General features: G+C 71.2%; 1 pseudogene. It reads left to right on the forward strand.

Features of this window, described 5'->3' with window-relative positions:
* Window positions 1-1,300 (forward strand): annotated as a pseudogene (locus E5X34_RS32535) (autotransporter outer membrane beta-barrel domain-containing protein); the annotation flags it as partial.

Raw genomic sequence — 1,300 nt, forward strand, 5'->3', positions numbered from 1 at the left:
GACCTTCAGGGAGCGGTCTGTCGGCATCATCGCGCAATCGATCGGCGGCGGCGGCGGCAACGGCGGGTTCGTCGTTGCCGGCAGCTTCGGGGCCACGGTCGGCGTCGGCGGATCGGGCAGCAAGGGCGGCAACGGCGGCGAGGTCTTCTTCAAGTCACCGGACGGCGGCACCCAGTCCATCACCACGCACGGCGCGGATTCGGCGGGCCTGATCGTTCAGTCTATCGGTGGCGGCGGCGGCAATGGCGGCTTTGCCGGGACGTTCGCGGCCATAGCGACGGTCGGCATCGGCGGCGGTGCGGGCGCCGCGGGCGCGGGTGTCGATGTCCATACGACCTATAATGGCTCGGTCGAGACCTTTGGCGAGCGCTCGGCCGGCATCATCGTGCAGTCGATCGGCGGCGGCGGCGGCAATGGCGGCGGCGTCATCGGCCTCAGCGCCGGCATCACCGTCGGTGTTGGCGGGAACGGCGCAGGCGGCGGCACCGCCGGCGCCGTCGAATACCACTCGGCAAGCACGACCATCACCACGCATGAGGTGAATTCGGCCGGCCTTGTCGTCCAGTCGATCGGCGGCGGCGGCGGCAATGGCGGCTTCTCGTTCAACCTCGCCGCCGGCGCATCCATTGGGGTCGGCGGCAGGGGCGGAGCGGCGGGCGCGTCGAACACCGTCACGATCGGCATCGACGACGGCGCCATCCACACGATGAAGGACCATTCGACGGGCATTCTCGCCCAGTCGGTGGGCGGCGGCGGCGGCACGGGCGGCGGCAGCATAGCCGGCAGCCTCTCGCTCAATGTCGGCATCGCCGGCAACGGCGCTGGTGGCGGCAACGGCAACACCGTCGACGTCACCAACGGCGCCGACATCATCACCGACGGCATCCAATCGCACGGCATCCAGGCGCAGTCGATCGGCGGCGGCGGCGGCTCGGGCGGTTTCTCGATCGCCGTCGGCGGGCCTTCGCTCGCAGTCGGCGGCGCGGCTGCGGACGGCGGCAGCGCGATGAAGGTCACCGTGACCAATTCGGGCGAGATCCAGACCAATGAAGACCTGTCGGTCGGCATCCTGGCCCAGGCGATCGGCGGCGGCGGCGGCGACGGTGGTCTAGCGGGCGCCGGCGGCCTGTTCACCGCGGTCGGCGTCGGCGGCAAGGGCGGCGGCGGCGGCAATGGCGCCGAGGTCGAGGTCACCAACACCGCCAACATCACGACCAAGGGCGATCTCGCGCACGGCATCATGGCGCAATCGGTCGGTGGCGGCGGCGGCAATGGCGGCAATGCCGGCGCGGTCTCTGTC

It is taken from the genome of Mesorhizobium sp. (assembly GCF_004963255.1).
Classification (GTDB): Bacteria; Pseudomonadota; Alphaproteobacteria; order Rhizobiales; family Rhizobiaceae; genus Mesorhizobium.